The organism is Paraburkholderia fynbosensis (assembly GCF_902859935.1).
GTDB classification, from domain to species: domain Bacteria; phylum Pseudomonadota; class Gammaproteobacteria; order Burkholderiales; family Burkholderiaceae; genus Paraburkholderia; species Paraburkholderia fynbosensis.
In genome coordinates this window covers 14,707-37,303 of the sequence record NZ_CADIKI010000010.1, presented here as the reverse complement: position 1 = coordinate 37,303, position 22,597 = coordinate 14,707, and the positions used below count along the sequence as shown (strand labels likewise).

At 61.3% G+C, this 22,597-nt stretch carries 23 protein-coding genes; 21 read left to right on the top strand and 2 right to left on the bottom strand.

Features of this window, described 5'->3' with window-relative positions:
* Window positions 1-9 precede the first annotated feature (9 nt).
* From HV770_RS17855 to HV770_RS17760, 21 genes are all read left to right on the top strand, one after another.
* A complete protein-coding gene (locus HV770_RS17855; RefSeq protein WP_175161669.1) occupies window positions 10-612 on the top strand; it encodes an NADH-quinone oxidoreductase subunit C in 603 nt (200 codons plus the stop codon).
* A gap of 9 nt (window positions 613-621) precedes the next feature.
* Complete coding sequence (locus HV770_RS17850) at window positions 622-1,875, top strand: NADH-quinone oxidoreductase subunit D (protein ID WP_121317069.1); 1,254 nt, start codon at window positions 622-624, stop codon at window positions 1,873-1,875.
* A gap of 131 nt (window positions 1,876-2,006) precedes the next feature.
* Window positions 2,007-2,492, top strand: coding sequence for an NADH-quinone oxidoreductase subunit NuoE (gene nuoE / locus HV770_RS17845; protein ID WP_175161668.1), 486 nt, complete (start codon window positions 2,007-2,009; stop codon window positions 2,490-2,492).
* The gene (gene nuoF, locus HV770_RS17840; protein ID WP_175161667.1) at window positions 2,489-3,817 is read left to right on the top strand and encodes an NADH-quinone oxidoreductase subunit NuoF; all 1,329 of its coding nucleotides are present in this window, start codon (window positions 2,489-2,491) and stop codon (window positions 3,815-3,817) included. Before nuoE ends, nuoF begins: the two co-directional genes overlap by 4 nt.
* A 127-nt stretch (window positions 3,818-3,944) precedes the next feature.
* Window positions 3,945-6,278 (top strand): NADH-quinone oxidoreductase subunit NuoG, encoded by a 2,334-nt coding sequence (gene nuoG, locus HV770_RS17835; RefSeq protein ID WP_175161666.1) that lies wholly within the window; start codon window positions 3,945-3,947, stop codon window positions 6,276-6,278.
* Window positions 6,279-7,343, top strand: coding sequence for an NADH-quinone oxidoreductase subunit NuoH (nuoH, locus tag HV770_RS17830; RefSeq protein ID WP_042327488.1), 1,065 nt, complete (start codon window positions 6,279-6,281; stop codon window positions 7,341-7,343).
* Between the two features lie 15 nt (window positions 7,344-7,358).
* Window positions 7,359-7,847, top strand: a complete 489-nt coding sequence (gene nuoI / locus HV770_RS17825) for an NADH-quinone oxidoreductase subunit NuoI (protein ID WP_012432383.1) — start codon at window positions 7,359-7,361, stop codon at window positions 7,845-7,847.
* Between the two features lie 203 nt (window positions 7,848-8,050).
* A complete protein-coding gene (locus HV770_RS17820) occupies window positions 8,051-8,737 on the top strand; it encodes an NADH-quinone oxidoreductase subunit J (protein WP_121317079.1) in 687 nt (228 codons plus the stop codon).
* Between the two features lie 20 nt (window positions 8,738-8,757).
* Entirely contained in the window at window positions 8,758-9,063 is a 306-nt protein-coding gene (gene nuoK, locus HV770_RS17815) for an NADH-quinone oxidoreductase subunit NuoK (RefSeq protein WP_013339863.1), read from the top strand.
* 17 nt (window positions 9,064-9,080) lie between these two features.
* Window positions 9,081-11,147 (top strand): NADH-quinone oxidoreductase subunit L, encoded by a 2,067-nt coding sequence (gene nuoL / locus HV770_RS17810; protein WP_175161665.1) that lies wholly within the window; start codon window positions 9,081-9,083, stop codon window positions 11,145-11,147.
* A 14-nt stretch (window positions 11,148-11,161) separates the two neighbouring features.
* Complete coding sequence (locus HV770_RS17805; RefSeq protein ID WP_175161664.1) at window positions 11,162-12,652, top strand: NADH-quinone oxidoreductase subunit M; 1,491 nt, start codon at window positions 11,162-11,164, stop codon at window positions 12,650-12,652.
* A 25-nt stretch (window positions 12,653-12,677) separates the two neighbouring features.
* Window positions 12,678-14,150: an NADH-quinone oxidoreductase subunit NuoN gene (gene nuoN, locus HV770_RS17800; RefSeq protein ID WP_175161663.1), complete on the top strand. Its 1,473-nt coding sequence runs from the start codon at window positions 12,678-12,680 to the stop codon at window positions 14,148-14,150.
* Window positions 14,150-14,446, top strand: a complete 297-nt coding sequence (locus HV770_RS17795) for a DUF2818 family protein (RefSeq protein ID WP_006052890.1) — start codon at window positions 14,150-14,152, stop codon at window positions 14,444-14,446. The genes nuoN and HV770_RS17795 overlap by 1 nt, the downstream gene beginning before the upstream one ends.
* Window positions 14,447-14,489: 43 nt before the next feature.
* The gene (locus HV770_RS17790; RefSeq protein ID WP_175161662.1) at window positions 14,490-15,074 is read left to right on the top strand and encodes an NUDIX domain-containing protein; all 585 of its coding nucleotides are present in this window, start codon (window positions 14,490-14,492) and stop codon (window positions 15,072-15,074) included.
* 332 nt (window positions 15,075-15,406) lie between these two features.
* Window positions 15,407-15,652 carry a hypothetical protein gene (locus HV770_RS38680; protein WP_246290971.1) on the top strand — a complete coding sequence of 82 codons (246 nt, stop codon included), beginning with the start codon at window positions 15,407-15,409 and terminating at the stop codon, window positions 15,650-15,652.
* 54 nt (window positions 15,653-15,706) lie between these two features.
* Window positions 15,707-16,231, top strand: coding sequence for a helix-turn-helix transcriptional regulator (locus HV770_RS17785; protein ID WP_175161661.1), 525 nt, complete (start codon window positions 15,707-15,709; stop codon window positions 16,229-16,231).
* A 256-nt stretch (window positions 16,232-16,487) separates the two neighbouring features.
* Window positions 16,488-16,910, top strand: a complete 423-nt coding sequence (locus HV770_RS17780; protein WP_121317093.1) for a DUF1178 family protein — start codon at window positions 16,488-16,490, stop codon at window positions 16,908-16,910.
* 48 nt (window positions 16,911-16,958) lie between these two features.
* Complete coding sequence (locus HV770_RS17775) at window positions 16,959-18,155, top strand: acyl-CoA dehydrogenase family protein (RefSeq protein ID WP_175161660.1); 1,197 nt, start codon at window positions 16,959-16,961, stop codon at window positions 18,153-18,155.
* 10 nt (window positions 18,156-18,165) lie between these two features.
* Window positions 18,166-19,293, top strand: a complete 1,128-nt coding sequence (locus HV770_RS17770) for an acyl-CoA dehydrogenase family protein (RefSeq protein ID WP_175161659.1) — start codon at window positions 18,166-18,168, stop codon at window positions 19,291-19,293.
* 35 nt (window positions 19,294-19,328) lie between these two features.
* Window positions 19,329-19,787 (top strand): MaoC family dehydratase, encoded by a 459-nt coding sequence (locus tag HV770_RS17765; RefSeq protein ID WP_175161658.1) that lies wholly within the window; start codon window positions 19,329-19,331, stop codon window positions 19,785-19,787.
* Window positions 19,784-20,260 carry a MaoC family dehydratase gene (locus HV770_RS17760; protein ID WP_175161656.1) on the top strand — a complete coding sequence of 159 codons (477 nt, stop codon included), beginning with the start codon at window positions 19,784-19,786 and terminating at the stop codon, window positions 20,258-20,260. The genes HV770_RS17765 and HV770_RS17760 overlap by 4 nt, the downstream gene beginning before the upstream one ends.
* A gap of 142 nt (window positions 20,261-20,402) precedes the next feature.
* Here HV770_RS17760 and HV770_RS17755 read toward each other — a convergent pair whose 3' ends face one another.
* Window positions 20,403-21,104 (bottom strand): glutathione binding-like protein, encoded by a 702-nt coding sequence (locus HV770_RS17755; protein WP_175161654.1) that lies wholly within the window; start codon window positions 21,102-21,104, stop codon window positions 20,403-20,405.
* Between the two features lie 159 nt (window positions 21,105-21,263).
* On the bottom strand, window positions 21,264-22,523 hold the full coding sequence (locus tag HV770_RS17750; protein WP_175161652.1) for an acyl-CoA dehydrogenase family protein: 1,260 nt from the start codon (window positions 22,521-22,523) through the stop codon (window positions 21,264-21,266).
* Window positions 22,524-22,597: the final 74 nt, after the last annotated feature.

The following is a 22,597-nucleotide window of genomic DNA, read 5'->3' as shown; positions in this document are numbered from 1 at the left end:
CCCCACAATATGGCAAGCAAACTCGAGACCCTGAAAGCGAACCTCGAGGCGGCCTTTGGCGGCCTCCTGCTGAGCACCACCGAGGCAATCGGTGAGTTGACGATCGTCGTGAAGGCAAGCGACTACCTCAACGTGGCAACGCGTCTGCGGGACGACCGCTCGCTCGGTTTTGAGCAGTGCGTGGACCTGTGCGGCGTCGACTATCAGACTTATGCCGACGGCGCTTACGACGGCCCGCGTTTCGCAGCCGTTCTGCATTTGTTGTCGGTGCAGAACAACTGGCGTTTGCGTCTGCGCGTATTCGCCCCGGACGACGAAGTGCCGATCCTGCCGTCCGTCGTCGAAATCTGGAATTCGGTCAACTGGTACGAGCGCGAAGCATTCGACCTGTACGGCATCGTCTTCGAAGGCCACCCGGACCTGCGCCGCATTCTGACCGACTACGGTTTCATTGGTCACCCGTTCCGTAAAGATTTCCCTGTCTCCGGCTACGTCGAAATGCGTTACGACCCGGAAGAGAAGCGCGTCGTCTATCAGCCTGTGACGATCGAGCCGCGGGAAATCACGCCGCGCGTGATCCGCGAGGATCGCTATGGCGGTCTGAAACACTAAGAGAACGCCATGGCAGAGATCAAGAACTACACGCTCAACTTCGGCCCTCAGCATCCGGCAGCGCACGGTGTGCTGCGTCTCGTGCTCGAACTCGACGGCGAAGTCATCCAGCGCGCCGATCCGCACATCGGGCTGCTGCATCGCGCGACTGAAAAGCTCGCCGAAACCAAAACCTTCATCCAGTCCGTGCCGTACATGGACCGTCTCGACTACGTGTCGATGATGGTCAACGAGCACGGCTATGTGATGGCGATCGAAAAGCTGCTCGGCATCGACGTGCCGGTGCGCGCGCAATACATTCGCGTGATGTTCGACGAGATCACGCGCGTGCTGAACCATCTCATGTGGATCGGCGCGCATGCGCTCGACGTGGGCGCGATGGCGGTGTTTCTGTATGCGTTCCGCGAACGCGAAGACCTGATGGACGTGTACGAAGCAGTGTCCGGCGCACGGATGCACGCGGCCTACTATCGTCCGGGTGGTGTCTATCGCGATTTGCCCGATGCGATGCCGCAGTACAAGGCTTCGAAGATCCGCAATGCGAAGGCATTGTCGAAGATGAACGAGAACCGTCAAGGTTCGCTGCTCGATTTCATCGACGACTTCTTCACGCGTTTTCCAAAGTGCGTCGACGAATACGAAACGCTGCTCACCGACAATCGGATCTGGAAGCAGCGTCTGGTCGGCATCGGCGTGGTCAGCCCGGAACGTGCACTGCAGCTCGGCATGACCGGCGCAATGCTGCGCGGCTCGGGCATCGAATGGGATTTGCGCAAGAAGCAGCCGTACGAAGTCTACGACAAGCTCGATTTCGACATTCCGGTCGGCGTGAACGGCGACTGCTATGACCGCTATCTGGTGCGTGTCGAAGAAATGCGCCAATCCATACGCATCGTGAAACAGTGCGTTGAGTGGTTGCGCAAGAATCCAGGCCCCGTGATGATCGACAATCACAAGGTTGCGCCCCCGTCGCGCGTCGGCATGAAGTCGAACATGGAAGAGCTGATTCACCACTTCAAGCTCTTCACGGAAGGCTTCCACGTTCCCGAAGGCGAGGCGTACGCTGCGGTCGAGCATCCGAAGGGCGAGTTTGGCATCTATCTGATCTCGGACGGCGCCAACAAGCCGTATCGCCTGAAGATTCGCGCACCGGGCTATGCGCACCTGTCCTCGCTGGACGAAATGGCGCGCGGCCACATGATCGCCGACGCCGTGACGATCATCGGCACTCAGGACATCGTGTTCGGCGAAGTGGATCGCTAGGACGTATTCATCGGCGCGTGTCTTCGGATTGCACCGGGGACACGCGTCAAGCAAAGGAACGCCGGGTCTGTCGCAGCATGAATGAGCGACGGGTTTTCGTTCGGTAGGAATTGAAAGAGTCGTGTCTGAAAATGATCTCAGCTGAAGGCCTGAAAGAAATCGATCGTGCGATCACGAAGTATCCCGCCGATCAGAAACAGTCCGCCGTGATGTCGGCGTTGGCCGTTGCTCAGGAAGAGCATGGCTGGCTGTCGCCCGAACTCATGCAGTTCGTCGCGGACTATCTCGGCATGCCGGCGGTCGCCGTGCAGGAGGTGGCTACCTTCTACACGATGTACGAGACCTCGCCGGTCGGCAAGCACAAGATCACGCTCTGCACGAACCTGCCGTGCCAGCTCGGCCCGGACGGCGGTTCCGACAGCGCCGCTGATTATCTGAAGCAGAAGCTCGGCATCGACTTCGGCGAAACCACGCCCGACGGCAAGTTCACCCTGAAAGAAGGTGAGTGCATGGGTTCGTGCGGCGACGCGCCGGTGATGCTGGTGAACAACCATCGCATGTGCAGCTTCATGAGCCGCGCGAAGATCGACCAGCTGCTCGAGGAACTTTCGAAATGACGTCTTTACACGATCGTCACATCAAACCGCTGATTCTCGCCGGCCTGAACGGCGACAACTGGCATCTCGAAGACTATGTGGCGCGCGGCGGTTACGCCCAGCTGCGCCGCATCCTGGAAGAAAAGATTCCGCCCGAGCAGGTGATTGCCGACGTCAAGGCGTCGGGTCTGCGCGGCCGTGGCGGTGCGGGCTTCCCGACCGGTCTGAAGTGGAGCTTCATGCCGCGTCAGTTTCCGGGGCAGAAGTATCTCGTCTGCAATTCGGACGAAGGCGAACCGGGCACGTTCAAAGACCGCGACATCCTGCGCTTCAATCCGCACTCGCTGATCGAAGGCATGGCCATCGGCGCGTACGCGATGGGCATCACGGTCGGCTACAACTATATTCACGGCGAAATCTTCGAAGTCTATCGACGCTTTGAACTGGCGTTGGACGAAGCGCGCCGCGCCGGGTTCCTCGGCGAGAACATCATGGGTTCGGGATTCTCGTTCGAACTGCATGCGCATCACGGCTACGGCGCCTACATCTGCGGCGAGGAAACCGCGCTGCTCGAATCGCTGGAAGGTAAGAAAGGCCAGCCGCGCTTCAAGCCGCCGTTCCCGGCGAGCTTCGGCGTGTACGGTAAGCCGACCACGATCAACAACACCGAGACGTTCGCGGCAGTGCCGTTTCTGCTTGCGATCGGTCCGCAGAATTACCTCGAAATCGGCAAGCCGAACAACGGCGGAACGAAGATTTTCTCGGTGTCGGGCGACGTCGAGCGTCCGGGTAATTATGAAATTCCGCTCGGCACGCCGTTCGCCACGCTAATGGAACTCGCCGGCGGCATCCGCGGCGGCAAGAAGATCAAGGCTGTGATTCCTGGCGGTTCGTCGGCACCGGTGATTCCGGGCGAGATGATGATGCAGACCGACATGGATTACGACTCGATCGCCAAGGCCGGCTCGATGCTCGGTTCGGGCGCGGTCATCGTGATGGACGAAACGCGCTGCATGGTGCGCTCGCTGCTGCGTCTGTCGTATTTCTATTACGAAGAGTCGTGCGGTCAATGCACGCCTTGCCGTGAAGGCACGGGCTGGCTGTACCGCGTCGTCCATCGTATCGAGCATGGGCTCGGCCGTCCGGAAGATCTGGATTTGCTGAACTCGGTCGCGGAAAACATCATGGGCCGCACGATTTGCGCGCTCGGCGACGCGGCGGCCATGCCGGTTCGCGGCATGCTCAAGCACTACTGGGACGAATTCGAATATCACGTCGCCCACAAGCATTGCCTCACCGGCGGTCATGCCGGCGCGGCGGCGGCGACGGAAACAGTGGCCGCTTGAGTTGGTCAGCTGGACTGGCTCACCAGATAACCACCAGACGAACACGTCAACCGCGGGATTCATCGCCTGACACGGCGATGAACAGGCGAACGATTGAGCGGTAACAGGTTAAGGAAGATTGACCATCATGGTTGAACTTGAAATAGACGGCAAGAAAGTAGAGGTGCCTGAAGGCAGCATGGTGATCCAGGCTGCGCATAAGGTCGACACGTACATTCCTCACTTCTGCTATCACAAGAAGCTGTCGATTGCGGCCAACTGCCGGATGTGTCTGGTCGATGTCGAGAAGATGCCGAAGGCCGTGCCCGCATGCGCGACGCCGGTGTCGGCGGGCATGATCGTGCGCACCAAGTCGGACAAGGCCGTCAAGGGCCAGCAAGCCGTGATGGAATTCCTGCTGATCAACCACCCGCTGGATTGCCCGATCTGCGACCAGGGCGGCGAGTGCCAGTTGCAGGATCTGGCCGTGGGTTACGGCAAGTCGGCGTCGCGCTATAGCGAAGAAAAGCGCGTGGTGTTCCACAAGAACGTCGGCCCGCTGATCTCCATGGAAGAAATGTCGCGTTGCATCCACTGCACGCGTTGCGTCCGCTTTGGCCAGGAAATTGCCGGCGTGATGGAACTGGGCATGCTGGGCCGCGGCGAGCATTCGGAAATCACCTCGTTCGTCGGCAAGACGGTCGACTCCGAACTGTCGGGCAACATGATCGATCTGTGCCCGGTCGGCGCGCTGACCAGCAAGCCGTTCCGTTACAGCGCCCGTACGTGGGAGCTGTCGCGCCGCAAGTCGGTGAGCCCGCACGATTCGGTCGGCGCGAACCTCGTGGTGCAGGTGAAGAACAATCGCGTGATGCGGGTTCTGCCGTTCGAAAACGAATCCATCAACGAATGCTGGATTTCGGACAAGGACCGCTTCTCGTATGAAGCCCTGAACAGCCCCGAGCGTCTGACGCAGCCGATGCTCAAGCAAGGCGGCAACTGGGTCGAAACCGACTGGCAGACCGCGCTCGAGTACGTGGTCAAGGGCCTGAAGGGCATCAAGGGCGACCACGGCGCGAACGCGCTGGCCGCGCTCGGCAGCGCTCACAGCACGGTCGAAGAACTGTTCCTGTTGAAGCAGCTCGCTCAAGCGCTCGGCACGCCGAACGTCGATTTCCGTCTGCGTCAGTCGGATTTCTCCGCACCGGCCAACGGCGCGCCCTGGCTGGGTACGGCAATCGCCGAATTGTCGAACGTCGATGCGGCGCTCGTGATCGGTTCGGATCTGCGTCGCGATCATCCGCTGTTCGCAGCGCGTCTGCGTCAGGCGGCGAAGAACGGCGCGAAGCTCACGCTCGTGCAAGCCAGCGGCGAAGACGCATTGATTCCGCAAGCGCAACGCGTGGTCGCGGCCCCGTCGGCATGGCTCGATGCGCTGGCCGGTATCGCGGGCGCGATTGCGGAAGCCAACGGCGTTGCACTGCCAGAAGCGTTTGCCGGCACGCAGCCTACGGATGCCAGCAGGCAGGTCGCGAAGTCGCTGGCCACTGGCGAACGCCGTCTTGTATTGCTCGGTAACGTCGCGGTCCGTCATCCGGACTTCGCGGTCATTCACGCTGCCGCACAGTGGATCGCGGACGCAACGGGCGCGACGCTCGGCTTCCTCACGGAAGCGGCCAACACGGTCGGCGCGCATCTTGTGAACGCGCTGCCGGGAGAAGGCGGTCTGAACGCTCGCGAAGTGTTCGAGCAACCGCGCAAGGGCTATGTGCTGCTGAACGTCGAGCCGGAGTTCGACACGGCCAACCCGGCACAGGCGCTTGCCGCGCTGAAGCAGGCTGAAATGGTCGTGGTGATGTCGCCATTCCAGATCGGCGCCGAATACGCGGACGTGCTGTTGCCGGTCGCGCCGTTCACCGAAACAGCCGGTACGTTTGTCAACGCCGAAGGGACGGCTCAGACTTTCAACGGCGTCGTGCGCCCGCTGGGCGACACGCGTCCGGCATGGAAAGTGTTGCGCGTGCTGGGCAGCCTGCTCGGCGTACCGGGCTTCGAATTCGACACGGCAGAAGAAGTGCGCGTGGCCGCTCTCGGCGACGGCGATCTGAACTCACGTCTGTCGAACAGGACGGGTGTTGCAGTGGCGCGTGGCAAGGCGGCAAACGCGGCCGAAGGCAAGTTCGAGCGCATCGCCAACGTACCGATCTATCACGCCGACGCGCTCGCGCGTCGCGCGGATTCGCTGCACCTCACGGCGGCGGCACGCGCGGCGAACTCGGTCGGCCTGCCGGCCGCGCTGTTCGACAAGCTGGGTTTGAAGGAAGGCGACGCAGTGCGCGTGCGCCAGGGCGAGCAATCGGTGCAGTTGCCGGCCGTGCGCGACGCGAATCTTGCGGAGACGGTCGTCCGCGTATCGGCGGCTACGCCTGCCGGTGCAGCGCTGGGCAGCCTGTTCGGTGAACTGGTGGTGGAGAAGGCGTAAATGAGCTTGTTCGATACGATCAACTCGGGCGGCACCCAGCTTCTCGGTGTGGCATGGCCCACGGTGTGGGCGCTAGTGCGCATCCTGGTGGTAGCCGTCGTGATCCTGCTGTGCGTGGCTTACCTGATTCTTTGGGAACGGAAGCTGATCGGCTGGATGCACGTGCGTCTCGGCCCGAACCGCGTCGGCCCCGCAGGTTTGCTGCAGCCGATCGCCGACGTGCTGAAGCTGCTGCTGAAAGAAGTGATTCAGCCGGCCCAGGCGAGCCGCTGGATTTACCTGATCGCGCCGATCATGGTGGTCGTGCCGGCCTTCGCGGTCTGGGCGGTGATTCCGTTCCAGGCGGGCGCGGTGCTCGGCGACATCAACGCCGGTCTGCTGTATGCAATGGCGATCTCGTCGATCGGCGTGTACGGCGTGATTCTGGCCGGTTGGGCGTCGAACTCGAAGTACGCGTTCCTCGGCGCGATGCGCGCCGCGGCGCAAATGGTGTCATACGAAATCTCGATGGGCTTCGCGCTCGTCGTCGTGCTGATGACGGCCGGCACGCTGAACCTGTCGGGCATCGTCGGTTCGCAGGAACACGGCTTCTTCGCGTCGCACGGCTTGAACTTTTTGTCGTGGAACTGGCTGCCGCTGTTGCCGATGTTCGTCGTGTACTTCATCTCGGGCATCGCCGAAACGAACCGTCACCCGTTCGACGTGGTGGAAGGCGAGTCGGAAATCGTCGCGGGCCACATGATCGATTACTCGGGGATGGCGTTCGCGCTGTTCTTCCTCGCCGAGTACATCAACATGATCGTGATCTCGGCATTGGCTGCAACGCTGTTCCTTGGTGGCTGGAGCGCTCCGTTCGGGTTTCTGTCGTTCATCCCGGGCATCTTCTGGCTCGTCCTCAAGGTTTTCTTCCTGTTGTCGGTGTTCATCTGGGCGCGCGCCACATTCCCGCGCTACCGCTATGACCAGATCATGCGTCTGGGCTGGAAAGTCTTTATTCCGGTCTGCGTGGTGTGGCTGGTGGTGGTCGGCTTCTGGATCATGTCGCCGTTGAACATCTGGAAATAAAGGGCGGATGAACCCATGACCGCAATCCAAAATTTTTTCAAGACCTTCTTCCTGACGGAACTGCTCAAGGGACTCGCACTGACCGGACGTTATACGTTCCAGCGCAAGGTGACCGTGCAGTTCCCGGAAGAGAAGACCCCGATCTCGCCGCGTTTCCGTGGTCTGCATGCGCTGCGCCGCTATGAGAACGGTGAAGAGCGCTGCATTGCCTGCAAGCTGTGCGAAGCGGTGTGCCCGGCGCTCGCCATCACGATCGAATCGGAAACGCGTGCGGACAACACCCGTCGCACGACGCGCTATGACATCGACCTGACCAAGTGCATCTTCTGCGGTTTCTGCGAAGAAAGCTGCCCGGTCGATTCGATCGTCGAGACGCACATTCTCGAATATCACGGCGAAAAGCGCGGCGACCTGTACTTCACGAAGGACATGCTGCTGGCCGTCGGCGACCGCTACGAAGCGGAGATCGCTGCAAACAAGGCAGCCGACGCACCGTATCGTTGAAGCGTTTCCCGGTTAAGGGATAAGCGCGGCAGTAAATGCAGCAGTAAAAGCAGTAACACGGCCTGCTGTCGGGCCGGACGCCGCGGCCTGAATGCCGCGGCACGGCGCACCTGTGCGGCAGTTCTCGCGGTTTCGTCCGCTTTTGCTAACCACGCGTGCCAAAGAACAATGCCTGACGATGGCCTAACGATGAACCGGTAATCATGGAATTCACGACCGTACTGTTCTACATCTTCGCGCTGCTCCTGGTTGTCTCGGGGCTGAAGGTGATCACTTCGCGCAACCCGGTGTCGTCCGCACTGTTTCTGGTGCTGGCGTTCTTCAACGCAGCCGCGATCTGGATGCTGCTGGAGGCCGAGTTCCTGGCGATTCTGCTGGTGCTGGTCTATGTCGGCGCGGTGATGGTGCTGTTCCTGTTCGTCGTGATGATGCTGGACATCAATCTCGACGTACTGCGCAAAGACTTCAAACGCTTCGTGCCAATGGCCACGCTGGTGGGCGCGATCATCGTGATCGAAACCGCACTGATCCTGTGGCACGGCTACGGCGCAACCGGCACCGCGCTGCGCGACACCACGGCGGCCGCGAACGGTATGGGCGACTGGTCGAACACGCGCCTGATCGGCAAGGTCATCTACACCGACTACATCTTCGCGTTCGAAATCGCCGGCCTCGTGCTGCTGGTGGCGATCATCGCGGCGATCGCACTGACCACGAGCCACAAGAAAGATAGCAAACGCCAGAACGTCAGCGAGCAAGTGAAGGTGCGTGCTCAGGACCGTGTGCGCGTGGTGAAGATGGCGTCGGAAAAAACCGCGGCAACCGTCGCGGCAGAAGAAGCCGCCGCAGCGGCGGCAGCGGCCGAACAGGCCTCTGCCAAGAACAGCTGAGCGGACAGGAGATAGAAATCATGTTGACCCTTGCCCATTACCTTGTCCTCGGCGCGATCCTGTTTGCGATTAGCGTCGTCGGCATTTTCCTGAACCGCCGCAACGTCATCATCATCTTGATGGCGATCGAACTGATGCTGCTCGCGGTGAACACCAATTTCGTCGCGTTCTCGCATTACCTGGGCGACGTGCATGGCCAGATCTTCGTCTTTTTCGTGCTGACGGTTGCAGCCGCGGAAGCGGCGATCGGTCTCGCAATTCTGGTGACCCTGTTCCGTAGCCTCGACACGATCAATGTCGAGGATCTCGATCAGCTCAAAGGTTAATTTCAGGAAAAGCGGTTATGTCCACGATACTCAATGAAAACCTGTTGTTGGCGATCCCGCTGGCACCGCTCGCCGGCTGCCTAGTTGCAGGGCTGTTCGGCAAAGCGGTGGGGCGAGCGGGCGCGCATTCGGTCACGATCCTCGGTGTCGCGATCTCGTTCATCCTGTCGGCCATCGTGTTCTTCCAGGTGCTGGACGGCGCGAGCTTCAACGCGACCATTTATCAATGGATGGCGATCGGCAAGACGCAGTTCGAAGTCGGCTTCCTGGTCGACTCGCTGACGGCGATGATGATGTGCGTGGTGACCTTCGTGTCGCTGATGGTGCACATCTACACGATCGGCTACATGGCCGACGACGACGGCTACCAGCGCTTCTTCTCGTACATCTCGCTGTTCACGTTCTCGATGTTGATGCTCGTGATGAGCAACAACTTCCTGCAGCTCTTCTTCGGCTGGGAAGCGGTGGGCTTGGTGTCGTACCTGCTGATCGGTTTCTACTTCACGCGCCCGACCGCGATCTACGCGAACATGAAGGCGTTCATCGTGAACCGCATCGGCGACTTCGGTTTCCTGCTGGGTATCGGCCTGCTGTTCGCGTTCGCCGGTTCGATGAACTACGGCGACGTGTTCGCGAAGCGCACCGAGCTCGCGGCATTGACTTTCCCGGGTACGGACTGGGGTCTGCTGACGGTTGCCTGCATTTGCCTGTTCATCGGTGCCATGGGCAAATCGGCGCAGTTCCCGCTGCACGTCTGGCTGCCGGATTCGATGGAAGGCCCGACGCCGATCTCCGCACTGATTCACGCGGCGACCATGGTGACGGCCGGTATCTTCATGGTCACGCGCATGTCGCCGCTGTTCGAGCTGTCGGACACGGCGCTGTCGTTCGTCATGATCATCGGCGCGATTACCGCGTTGTTCATGGGTTTCCTCGGGATCGTCCAGAACGACATCAAACGCGTGGTGGCTTATTCCACGCTGTCGCAGCTCGGTTACATGACGGTCGCGCTCGGTGCGTCGGCATACTCCGTCGCCGTGTTCCACCTGATGACGCACGCGTTCTTCAAGGCGCTGCTGTTCCTCGGCGCGGGCTCCGTGATCATCGGCATGCACCACGATCAGGACATCCGCAACATGGGCGGCCTGCGCAAGTACATGCCGATCACGTGGATCACGTCGCTGGTCGGTTCGCTGGCGTTGATCGGTACGCCGTTCTTCTCAGGCTTCTACTCGAAAGACTCGATCATCGACGCCGTGAAGCTGTCGCATCTGCCGGGCTCGGGTTTCGCGTACTTCGCGGTGGTGGCGAGCGTGTTCGTCACTGCGCTGTATTCGTTCCGTATGTACTTCATGGTATTCCACGGCAAGGAGCGTTTCCGCGATCCGAAGCATCCGGAATCGCCGATGGGCGCGGAAGCCGCGGCGCATGCGCATGACGCCCATGGTCACGACGCACATGGCCACGGTCACGACGACCACGCGCACGAGCCGCATGAAACGCCGTGGGTAGTGTGGCTGCCGCTGGTGCTGCTGGCGATTCCGTCGGTGGTGATCGGTGCGATCGGCGTCGGTCCGATGCTGTTCGGTGACTTCTTCCAGCATGGCGTGGCGTTCGACAAGGTGATTTACATCAGCGAAAACCATCCGGCGCTGCACGAGATGGCCGAGGAGTTCCGCGGCTGGGCGTCAATGGGTCTGCACTCGGTATCGGGTCTGCCGGTATGGCTCGCGCTCGCGGGCGTGGTGGTCGCGTGGTTCCTGTACCTGGTTCGCCCGGATCTGCCGGCTGTCATCAAGCGCGCATTCGGCCCGATCTACACGTTGCTCGATAACAAGTATTACATGGACAAGATCAACGAAGTCGTGTTTGCGCGGGGCGCCGTGGCAATTGGCCGTGGTCTCTGGAAGGAAGGCGACGTCGTCGTGATCGACGGCATCGTCAACGGCAGCGCACGCTTTATCGGCTGGTTTGCCGGTGTGATCCGCTTCCTCCAATCCGGCTACATCTACCACTACGCGTTTGCCATGATTATCGGCATGTTGGGGCTCCTGACCCTGTTTGTAACGCTCGGCGGCAAATAAGGCGAGGGACACTAATGCACGCTTATCCGATTCTCAGTATCGCGATCTGGTTACCGATCCTCGTCGGTCTTCTGGTTCTGGCTATCGGTTCCGACCGGAACCCGGCTCCCGCGCGCTGGATTGCGCTGATCGGCTCGGTCGTCAGCTTCATCGTGACGATCCCGCTGATCACGAGTTTTGATTCGAGCACCGCCGATCTGCAGTTCGTCGAACAGGCGACCTGGATCGAGCGCTTCCACATCTCGTACCACCTGGGTGTCGACGGCATCTCGATGTGGTTCGTTGTGCTGACCGCGTTGATCACGGTGATCGTCGTGATCTCCGCGTGGGAAGTGATCACGAAGAACGTCGCGCAGTACCTCGCCGCGTTCCTGATCCTGTCGGGCATCATGGTCGGCGTGTTCAGCGCGGCCGACGGCATGCTGTTCTATGTGTTCTTCGAAGCGACGTTGATCCCGATGTACATCATCATCGGCGTGTGGGGTGGGGCGAACCGCGTGTACGCGGCGTTCAAATTCTTCCTGTACACGCTGATGGGCTCGCTGCTGATGCTGGTCGCGTTGCTCTACCTGTACAACGAGACCGGCACGTTCGATCTCGCCACGTGGCAGCACGCACAGATCGCGATGACGCCTCAGGTGCTGATATTCATAGCATTCTTCCTGGCCTTCGCCGTGAAGGTGCCGATGTGGCCGGTGCATACGTGGCTGCCTGACGCGCACGTGGAAGCGCCGACGGGCGGCTCGGTCGTGCTGGCCGCGATCATGCTGAAGCTGGGCGCATACGGTTTCCTGCGCTTCTCGTTGCCGATCACGCCGGACGCGAGCCACTTTCTGGCGCCGGTCGTCATCACGCTGTCGCTGATCGCGGTGATCTACATCGGTCTCGTCGCGATGGTGCAGGCCGACATGAAGAAGCTGGTCGCGTATTCGTCGATCGCGCACATGGGTTTCGTCACGCTCGGCTTCTTCATCTTCAATCAGCTTGGCGCGGAAGGCGCGATCGTGCAGATGATCTCGCATGGTTTCGTGTCGGGCGCGATGTTCCTGACCATCGGCGTGCTGTACGACCGTATGCACTCGCGTCAGATCGCCGATTACGGCGGTGTCGTCAACGTCATGCCGAAATTCGCGGCGTTTGTGATGCTGTTCGCGATGGCCAACTGCGGCTTGCCGGGCACCTCTGGGTTCGTCGGCGAGTTCATGGTGATTCTCGCGGCCGTCCAGTACAACTTCTGGATTGCTGGCGGTGCGGCAGTCACGCTGATTCTCGGCGCGGCCTACACGCTGTGGATGTACAAGCGCGTGTACTTCGGCGCGATCGCCAACGATCATGTGAAGAGCCTGCTCGACATCAACCGCCGCGAATTTTTCATGCTGGCAGTGCTCGCCGCACTGACGCTGTTCATGGGCCTGTATCCGAAGCCCTTTACCGATGTGATGCACGTATCCGTGGAAAACCTCCTCTCCCACGTTGCGCAATCGAAGCTGCCGTTGCCTCAGTAACGCCGAGCGGAGGAATTTAAAGACCATGCAAAACGCCCCTATGACTGCTCTGTTGCCCGACGCACTGGTGATGCTCGCCGTGGTCGTCGCGTGGCTCAACGACACGTTCGTCGGCCAGGACGGTCGTCGTACCACGTATTTCATCGCATTCTTCTCGACGCTGGTTGCCGGCGTCTGGTTTGCGGTGAATGCGTTCGACCCGCAAGTGCATTATTTCTTCGGCCACATGTACGTGGTGGATCCGTTCGCCAGCGTGATGAAGGCGGTGGTGTCGCTCGGCTACGCGGTATCGATCGTTTATTCGCGCCGTTACCTCGAAGATCGCAATCTGTTCCGCGGAGACTTCTTCCTGTTAGGCATGTTCGCGCTGCTCGGCCAACTCGTGATGATCTCCGGCAACAACTTCCTGACGCTGTATCTCGGTCTGGAACTGATGTCGCTGTCACTCTACGCTGTGATCGCGCTGCGCCGCGAAGTGCCGCAGTCGAACGAAGCTGCGATGAAGTACTACGTGCTCGGCGCGCTGGCTTCCGGTTTCCTGCTGTACGGCATCTCGATGCTGTACGGCGCGACTGGCTCGCTCGACCTGAACGAAGTGTTCAAGGCGATCGGCTCGAGCCATTACGATCCGGGCGTGCTGCTGTTCGGTGTGATTTTCATCGTGGCGGGCGTGGCGTTCAAGATGGGCGCGGTGCCGTTCCACATGTGGGTGCCTGACGTGTATCAGGGCGCTCCGACGGCAATGACGCTGATCGTCGGCGGGGGCCCGAAGGTGGCGGCATTCGCGTGGGGCCTGCGCTTCCTCGTGATGGGCCTGCTGCCGCTCGCGGTCGAATGGCAGCAGATGCTGGTGATTCTGGCGGCGCTGTCGCTGATCGTCGGCAACATCACCGGTATCGTGCAGCGCAACGTCAAGCGCATGCTCGCTTACTCGGCGATCTCGAACATGGGCTTCGTGCTGCTCGGTCTGCTGGCCGGTGTGGTTGACCAGAAGACCGTGGGCGCCGCGAGCGCATACGGCTCGGCAATGTTCTACAGCATCATCTACCTGATCACGACGCTCGGCACCTTCGGCGTCATCATGCTGCTGGCGCGCCGCGATTTCGAAGCGGACACGCTCGAAGACTTCAAGGGCTTGAATCAGCGCAGCCCGGTGTTCGCGTTCGTGATGATGATCATGATGTTCTCGCTCGCCGGCATTCCGCCCGCGGTCGGCTTCTACGCGAAGCTCGCGGTGCTGCAGGCAACCATGAACGCCGGCCTGACCTGGCTGACGGTGCTGGCGGTGATCACGTCGCTGTTCGGCGCGTTCTACTACCTGCGTATCGTGAAGCTGATGTACTTCGACGAGCCGCAAGACAAATCGCCGATCGTCGCCGACACTGGCACGCGTGCGCTGCTCGCGCTCAACGGTGTCGCGGTGCTGGTGCTCGGTATCGTCCCGGATCCGCTGCTGCGCGCCTGCCTGCAGGCTATCCAGCACACGCTGCTGCTCTGATGTCGGCTGCGGGTTGGTTTATCGTGCTGTTGGCGCTCGTCGGCGCCAACCTGCCTTTCCTGAATCAGCGTCTCTTCGCCGCGGTGCCGTTGAAAGCGGCGAAGAAGAGCGCGTGGGTCCGGATTGCCGAATTGATCGTGCTGTACTTCGTGGTCGGCGCGCTCGGTTTTTTGCTCGAGGCGCGAGCGGGGAACCGCTTCGAACAGGGCTGGCAGTTTTATGCGATCACTTTCGCCCTGTTCGTCGTGTTCGCCTTTCCTGGCTTTACCTTCCAATATCTCGTCAAACGCCGCTGACGGCGTCTCGCCGTCGCGCACCAAGCTGTCCCGAGGTCCGCATATGGCTGAACTTCCCAATCACGACGCCGCGCTTACCGAGACCTGTGTCGACAGCAAGACGGTCCATGAAGGGCCGTTTCTGACGCTCAAGTGCGATACCGTGCGACTGCCGGACGGCAAGCACGCGACCCGCGAATATGTGCAGCATCCGGGCGCCGTGATGGTGATTCCTTTGTTCGACGACGGCCGCGTGCTGCTGGAAAGCCAGTACCGCTATCCGATGGGCAAGGTCATGGTCGAGTATCCGGCCGGCAAGCTCGATCCGAACGAGGGTGCGCTGGCGTGCGCGATACGCGAGCTGCGCGAGGAAACCGGTTATACCGCGCGTGAATACGTGTATTTGACGCGCATTCACCCGATCATCTCTTATTCGACCGAGTTCATAGACATTTATATCGCGCGCGGTCTGACGGCGGGCGAGCGCAAGCTGGACGAAGGCGAGTTCCTCGAGCTCTTCACCGCGACCGTGGCCGAGATGTCCGAGTGGGTCCGCACTGGCAAGATCACCGATGTCAAGACGATCATCGGCACGTTCTGGCTGGAGAAGGTACTCTCGGGTGAGTGGGCGATGGCGGCGCCGGAGTGACGCTGCCAGGCGCGATGCGTGTGTGGCGCACGTCGGTTTGAAGTCTGCTGGAGAAGCCCCTGTCGGTCTATGACCGGCAGGGGCTTTGTGTTTGGCAGGGGCCGCGATATCGAGCGAGGGTTTTTTGTCCATCTGAAAAAAGGTGCCGCTTTCCTATGCCATCCGGCTGTCTCGCCAAGCGCTTGCCGTAGCACTAGTATGGATCTTCCGAGGGATGGCGGGCGCGCCCTGTTTGTTTCGGATAACGAAGTATGCGGGCGAGGCTAGGTTGGCATCCAATTAGGTTGTCACTTGACAACCTAATTGGATGCAGCTAAATTGGGAGGGTGTCGATGGTGAGAGGAACGCACGCCAAGAAAGAGATCGAGGCCGCATTGGCCCATGCGGAGCAACACGGCTGGTGGGTTCAACGCGGCGGTAAAGGCCACGCGTGGGGAAAAATCTACTGCCCTTACAACGACGCGGAATGTCGTTGCGGAGAGTTCTGCATATCGAGTGTCTGGAGTACGCCAAAGAATCCCGGCAACCACGCAAGGCACTTGCGGCGAATCGTCGACAACTGTTCGGCTCGCCGGTAGCGGCATGGTTGTTCAACAGCGAAGGGTTAAGGCTGAATGACGCAGGAGTAACGTATGGAATATGTGTTCACCTTGAAGTATCGGCTCGCGGCGCAGGATTGCGATTCCGACGAGATCGTCGAACGCCTGGGCGAAGCAGGGTGCGACGACGCAACAGTGGGCGTCGGGCAACCTGGCCGCATCGCGCTGTTTTTTTCTCGCGAAGCGGGGTCTGCGTTCGAGGCATTGGTCAGTGCGCTCAAAGATATCAAACGAGCAGTGCCGTCAGCGCGGCTCGTCGAAGCGGGTCCTGATTTCGTCGGCCTCACTGACGTTGCCGAGGTTGCAGGCGTGTCGCGGCAAAACATGCGCAAGCTGATGCTGAGCCACCCGATCGACTTCCCGCCACCGGTCCACGAGGGCAGTGCATCGGTATGGCATCTGTCGGACATTCTTGAGTGGCTGTCCGAACGCGGTGGATATGACATCAAGGCCGACGTGTCGGACGTCGCAAAATCGGCGAAGCAGATCAACCTCGCCAGGGAAGCGCATCAACTCGAACCACGGCTCAACTGCGAGCTTGCGAGTCTCGTGTCATAGAAGCCATGACGGCGGCGGCCAGCGCGCAAAGACCGCAGAGGCCGATTACTGTGGCGACTCCGTTTTATGTCTGGGCTGGCTTCCGTCTCATACATCAGCTAGCCTTCGGCAGCCCTTTGCGCAAAGCGTTAAAATCGCGCACCGCGTCGGATTTATCCGCTGCATCTGACGTCGATGCGTCGTCCGTAATAATTTTCGAACGATCGTTCACAAAATTCCGTTTTGCGCTAAACTGGCACGCAAGCCCTGATTCCACATGAAGGTCCTCGATTTACAGTGTCCGCATGGCCATCGGTTCGAAGGCTGGTTTGCTTCGGCCGATGACTTCGAGTCGCAGCAGTCGCGCAAGCTCGTCGAATGCCCGATCTGCGGTGCGAATGAAGTCAGCCGTTTGCCGTCGGCCCCGCGCCTGAATCTGTCGGGCGCGACCGACGCAAAGCCGGCGGGCGCAGGCGAAATGCAGGCGCGTGTCATGCGTGCGTTGCGCGAGGTACTGGAAAAGACGGAGAACGTGGGCGACCGCTTCGCCGAGGAAGCGCGGCGCATTCACTACAACGAAGCGCCTGCACGCAACATTCGCGGTGTCACGACACCCGAAGACGCGCGTGCCTTGGTCGAAGAAGGCATCGAAGTGATGCCGCTTCCGGTCCCGGCCGCTCTGAAGGAACCGCTGCAATAGCGCAGTGGCTCCGTGGCGGCGGATGGTGGCGGCCAGGAGACACTACGCATGAATCTGGACTATTCCCCCGCTGACGACGCATTCCGCGCCGACATCCGCGCCTGGCTCGAAGCGAACCTGCCTCGCGAGCTAAGCGACAAGGTACTCAATCACAAGCGTCTTGGCCGCGAAGACTTCGCAGGCTGGCATAAGCTGCTCGGCACGCGCGGCTGGTCGGCGATTGCGTGGCCGCGGGAATACGGCGGCCCGGGCTGGGACGCGACCCAACGGCACATCTGGGAAGAAGAGTGCGCGCGTATCGGCGCGCCTTCGGTGCTGCCGTTCGGCGTGTCGATGGTCGCGCCGGTGCTGATGAAATACGGTAACGACGCACAGAAGCGCCACTATTTGCCGCGCATTCTCGACGGCACGGACTGGTGGTGCCAAGGCTATTCCGAGCCGGGCTCCGGTTCGGATCTGGCGTCGTTGCGCACACGCGCCGAGCGCGTTGGTGACCACTACGTGGTCAACGGTCAGAAGACCTGGACCACATTGGGTCAGTACGCCGACATGATGTTCTGCCTCGTGCGCACCGACAGCGGCGCGAAGAAGCAGGAGGGCATCTCTTTCCTTCTGATCGACATGAAGACGCCGGGCATCACGGTGCGGCCGATCATCACGCTCGACGAAGATCACGAAGTCAACGAAGTGTTTTTCGAAGACGTGCAAGTGCCGGTCGAGAATCTGGTCGGTGAAGAGAATCGCGGCTGGACTTATGCGAAGTATCTGCTCGGCCACGAGCGCACGGGCATTGCACGCGTCGGTTCGTCGAAGCGCGAACTCGCATTCCTGAAACGCGTTGCGCTGAATCAGAAAAAGAACGGCAAACCGCTGCTGCAGGACCCGGTATTCGCTGCCAAAGTCGCGAGTCTCGAGATCGAGTTGATGGCGCTCGAAGTCACCGTGCAACGCGTGGTCGCCAATGAGGCCGGCGGACGTGGGCCGGGACCGGAGGCGTCGATGCTGAAAATCAAAGGCACGGAAGTGCAGCAGGGCCTGACCGAACTGATGTTCGATGCCGTCGGGCCGCTCGCGGCACCGTTCGACGTGCCGTTCCTCGAAGGCGAGCGCGAGCACAGCCTCGCTGGCGACGACGATGCCGCGCCGCTGGCCGCCTACTACTTCAACTACCGCAAGACGTCGATTTACGGCGGCTCGAACGAAATTCAAAAGAACATCATCGCGCAGATGATTCTCGGACTTTGAGGAGCGGCGCATGGACTTCACTTTCAACGACGAGCAGCAGCAATTCGCCGACGCGCTGCGGCGCTATCTGGATAAGAACTATGGGTTCGAAGCGCGCCAGGCGATCGTGCGCTCGGAGTCCGGCGTGTCGGATACGCACTGGGCAGCCTTTACCGAACTGGGTCTGACCGCACTGCCGGTGCCGGAAACGCAGGGCGGCTTCAACGGCGGTCCGATCGACATGCTGGTGGTGATGCAGGAGCTTGGCCGCGCATTGGTCGTCGAGCCGTATTGGGCGACCGCGGTTGGCATCGAGGCGCTGCGCCTCGCGGGCACGGGCGAGGGGGAAGACGCATCGCTGCTGGAACGCGCGGCGAAGGGCGAGCTGAAGTTGGCCGTCGCATTTCACGAGCCGCATGCGCGCTATGACCTGTTCGAACTAAAGACGACAGCAAGCGGGCAGGGCGAGCAGCACACACTCACCGGCACGAAATCGGTCGTGCTGCACGGGGCAGGAGCGGATGCGTGGATCGTGCCGGCCCGTCTGAACGGCGAGATCGCGCTCTTTGTCGTTGCGCGCGACGCGGCCGGCGTCGCGCTCACGGATTACCGCACGATCGACGGGCAACGCGCCGCGACGCTCGAGTTCAACGCCACGCCCGCGCGTCGGCTCGCCGGCAAACATGCGGGCGCGGCAGCGCTCGAACACATCGCGGACTATGGCACGTTGCTACTGTGCGCAGAGGCGATCGGCGCGCTCGACGCGCTGAATCTCGCCACGGTCGACTACACGAAGACGCGGCAGCAGTTTGGCCAGCCGATCGCGCGCTTCCAGGCGTTGCAGCATCGCATGGTCGACATGCTGATCCACGCCGAGCAGGCGCGCTCTATCACCTATCTGGCCGCGATGCGCTATTCGAGCGAAGACGTCGATGAGCGTCGCCGCGCCATTTCCGCCGCGAAGGTGCGGGTCGGTCAGGCCGCGCGTTTCGTCGGGCAACAGGCGGTGCAGTTGCATGGCGGCATGGGCGTCACGAACGAAGTGGCCGCGGCGCATCTGTTCAAGCGCCTCGCCATCATCGAAACCACATTGGGCGATGTCGATCATCATCTCGCGCGGTTCGCCGCGCTGCCTGGCTTCATCACGGCCGAAGCCTGATCAAACCGTTCAACCGGATAAAAAGAGGTGCGACGATGGGATTGAGTTTCGAGGACATGGAAGCCGGCACGACCACGGAAGTCGGCAAGCACACGTTCACGCGTGAAGAGATCATCGAGTTTGCGCAGAAGTTCGACCCGCAGCCGTTCCACCTCGACGAGGTGGCGGCGGCCGAGTCGCCGTTTCGCGGGCTGGTGGCAAGCGGCTGGCACACCTGTTCGGTGATGATGGGCATGCTGGTGCGCAACGTGCTGGCGGGCTCGACGTCGATGGGCTCACCCGGTATCGACGAGATTCGCTGGTTAAAACCGGTGCGTGTCGGCGACACGATCACGATGATGAACGTCGTGATCGACAAGCGTGTATCGGAGAGCAAGCCGGATCGCGGCATCGTGTCGACGCGCTGGGAGGGAATCAATCAGCATGGCGAAACGGTGATCACGGTGCGCTCGAAGGGCATGTTTGGACTACGTCGTCCGGGAGCCGCGGTATGACGGCCGTCGCAGCGCCTGCGGCGACTCTGCCTGATGCGGCGGCCTTGCGTGCGCTGATCGGCACCGAGCCGCTGGTTAGCGAATGGCTGACCGTCGATCAGGCCAAGGTCGATCGTTTCGCCGAGGCCACCGGCGACTATCAATGGATTCATGTCGACCCGGAACGCGCCCGGCACGAGTCACCATTCGGCGGTCCTGTCGCGCATGGTTTTCTGACGTTGTCGTTGATTCCGGCTCTGCTCGGCAAGACGGTCGCGATCGAACAACGCATGGGCGTCAACTACGGCCTGAACCGCGTGCGGTTCACATCGCCGGTACTGGTCGGCTCGCAACTGCGCGCGAAATTCGCGGTCGAGGCGGTCACGGATGTCGATAACGCCGGCGTGCAAGTCCAATGGAGCGTGACGCTGGAGCGGCAGGGCAGCGAACGGCCGGTGTGTGTGGCAGAGTTCATCACGCGGCATTACTTCTAGCGTTTCAGCGCGGACATGTCGTAAAAAAGCGCGAGCGGCACGCATGCCGGCTCGCGCTTTTTTCGCAGCAGTGAGCAATGAGCAATGAGCAATTGGCTGAGCCGAAGAAACGGCAATGCCCCTGCCGGTGCAGCGGAAATGACTAATGCTTGGCGTACTGCGTCGCGCCGAACAGCATCTCTTTAGCCTTGTCGTCCATCAGCGGTACACGGGCGGACGCCAGCACTTCGACGCCGCGCATCACCGCCGGCCGCGCCGCAATCTCCTCATGCCAGCGCTTCACGTTTGGAAACGCATCGAGGTCGATGCCCTGATTTTTCCATGAACGGGTCCACGGAAACGCCGCGATGTCCGCGATCGTATAGTCGTTGCCCGCGAGGTACCGCGTCTTGCCGAGTTGGGTGTCCATCACGCCATACAGGCGCCGCGTCTCGTTCGTGTAGCGGTTGATCGCGTATTCGATCGGCTCGGGCGCGTAGAGGCGGAAGTGGTGCGTTTGCCCGAGCATCGGACCCAGGCCGCCCATCTGGAACATCAGCCATTGCAGTACCGAATAGCGCGCGGCCGGGTCGGCCGGTAGAAATTTGCCGGTTTTCTCGGCGAGATAAATCAGGATGGCGCCCGACTCGAACAGCGCGAAAGGTTTGCCGTCGGCGCCTTTCGGGCCGTCGGGATCGACGATCGCCGGGATCTTGTTGTTCGGACTGATGGCGAGAAATTCGGGTTTGAACTGGTCCCCCGCGCCGATATTCACACCGTGTGCGGTATACGCGAGGCCCGTCTCCTCGAGCATGATGTGGACCTTGTGGCCGTTCGGGGTCGCCCAGCTATAGACGTCGATCATCCTGGCTCCTTGTTCGTGAAAGCGGCGCCGAAACAAGGCGCCGCCATTGACGAAAATTAGAGCATAGTTCGCACGATACTGCTTGCGCCGCCGCGAATCACACTCGACGCTACGACCCCTTCGAGCCGCGCATTGACGCCGGCTCAATCGCGCGCGCGCTCAAACCCGCGTGACCGGCATCTCCACGCGAGCCGCCGCGCCCGCATCCATGTGACGCGCGAGTTCGAGTTTGGCGATGGCGTTGCGGTGCACTTCGTCGGGACCATCGGCGAAGCGCAGCGTGCGGGCCGACGCGTACGCATACGCGAGCGGAAAGTCATCGCTGACGCCGCCGCCGCCGTGCGCCTGGATCGCCCAGTCGATCACCTGACACGCCATGTTGGGCGCGACCACCTTGATCATCGCGATCTCGCCGCGCGCGCCCTTGTTGCCGACCGTGTCCATCATGTAGGCGGTTTTCAGCGTGAGCAGGCGCGCCTGCTCGATCATGCAGCGCGCCTCGGCGAGGCGTTCCTGCGTGACGCCTTGCGCCGCGACCGGCTTGCCGAACGCGACGCGTTGCAGCGAGCGTTTCGCCATCAGTTCGAGCGCGCGCTCGGCGAGGCCGATCAAGCGCATGCAGTGATGGATGCGCCCCGGCCCGAGCCGGCCTTGCGCGATCTCGAAGCCGCGGCCTTCGCCGAGCAGCATGTTGGTGGCGGGCACGCGCACGTTATCGAGCGTGATTTCCATATGGCCGTGCGGTGCGTCGTCGTAACCGAAGACGGTCAGCGGGCGGTGCACGGTAATGCCGGTCGCGTCGGCGGGGATGAGGATCATCGACTGCTGCTGATGGCGCGGCGCGTCCGGATCGGTCTTGCCCATCACGATGTAGATCTTGCAGCGCGGATCGCCCGCGCCCGACGACCACCACTTGTGGCCGTTGATCACGTAATAGTCGCCATCGCGCACGATGCTGGTCTGGATATTGGTCGCGTCCGACGATGCCACTTCCGGCTCCGTCATCAGAAACGCCGAACGGATATGGCCTTGCAGCAGCGGTTCGAGCCACTCGCGCTTGTTGTCCTCGCTGCCGTAGCGCTCGATCGTTTCCATGTTGCCGGTATCGGGCGCGTTGCAGTTGAACACTTCGGGCGCCCAAGGCACACGGCCCATGATCTCGCACAGCGGCGCGTATTCGAGATTCGTCAGCCCGGCGCCGCGCACGGAGTCGGGCAGGAACAAGTTCCACAAGCCGGCGTCGCGCGCCTTCTGCTTGAGTTGCTCGATCAAATCCGTCGGCACCCATGCGTTGCCGTTCTGGCGATTGCGCGCAATCTCCGCATAGAACGCCTGCTCGTTCGGATAAATGTGCTCGTCGAAGAAGGCGAGCAGCTTTTCGCGCAACGCCTGAACCTTCGGGGTGTAATCGAAATTCATCTAGGACCTCGCGGATAACGGACAGCGGATGATGGGGGTTCGGAGCGCGCAGTCCGGGACGCCTGGCCCGGAGC